The following is a 1060-nucleotide window of genomic DNA, read 5'->3' as shown; positions in this document are numbered from 1 at the left end:
GCTTAGGTTCAAGGAGTCGTTGCAACACCGGCTACTTGAACCGATTCTAGGTGTTCGGCCAAGGCTTCAGCAGGAGTTCTCCATCCCAGCGTTTTGCGGGGCCGGTTGTTGAGGGCAGCGGCGATGGCGTTGAGGTCGTTCACCGTGTGTCGCGATAGGTCGGTGCCCTTCGGGAAGTACTGGCGTAGCAGCCCGTTGGTGTTCTCGTTCGTGCCGCGCTGCCAGGGACTGTGCGGGTCGCAGAAGTAGATCGCGAGGCCGGTGTCGAGTCGCAGTTGGAGGTGTTGGGCCATCTCGGCGCCCTGGTCCCAGGTCAACGAGCGTCGTACCTGCTCGGGCAGGTTGGCGATCTGTTCCGCGATCGCGTCGCGGACCGCTGCGGCACCGTGGCCGGCCAGCGGTGGCCCGTTCTTCACCACGGGCTGCTGGCCGTGGCCGTTCATCCGGGGCAGGTGCAGCAGCATGGTGAACCGGGTGGTGCGCTCGACCAGTGTGCCGATCGCGGACTGTTCGAGTCCGATGATCAGATCGCCCTCCCAGTGTCCGGGCACGGCCCTGTCGGCGACCTCCGGCGGCCGTTGACTGATCATCACCTCCGGGCTGACGAAGTGCTTGCCGCGGCGGCGGGTGCGCGCCTGCGGCACCCGTAGCGCGCGGCCGGTCCGCAGGCACGCCGTCAACTCCCGGCGCAACGCGCCCCGACCTTGGACGTAGAGCGCCTGGTAGATCGCCTCGTGCGAGATCCGCATCGACTCATCATCCGGGAAGTCCAGCCGCAGCCGTCTGCTGATCTGCTCCGGGCTCCACGCCGTGCCCCACCGCCGGTCCGCGCGCCGCCCGTGCCGGCGTCCTTTCCACGGAACGTTCGGGCCTGGGATCAGCCGGCCCTCGCCGTCGGTGATCGTCCCGGCGAGCCGGCTCTGCACGTAGTCACGCAGCCGTTCGTTCGTGGCCAGTTTGGCGGTCTTCGGACGCCGGGCACGGCGCTCGGCATGCCACTGCGCCGTCACGGCCCGGTAGTCCATGCGACCACCCCGCGTCGCAGCGTTGCGGCGCAGCT

Annotated in this window: 1 protein-coding gene; it reads right to left on the bottom strand. The window is 68.6% G+C overall.

What is annotated here, in order from left to right:
* Positions 1 to 8 precede the first annotated feature (8 nt).
* A partial coding sequence (locus tag ACFHWU_RS29180) for an IS30 family transposase (protein ID WP_416592309.1) occupies positions 9 to 1060 on the bottom strand: 1052 nt, incomplete at its 5' end.

It is taken from the genome of Micromonospora sp. LOL_015, assembly GCF_048060275.1.
In the GTDB taxonomy this organism is placed as follows: Bacteria; Actinomycetota; Actinomycetes; order Mycobacteriales; family Micromonosporaceae; genus Micromonospora_E.
Note: the sequence above shows the minus strand (reverse complement) of the source record. Positions and strands in the feature narration are given on the sequence as shown.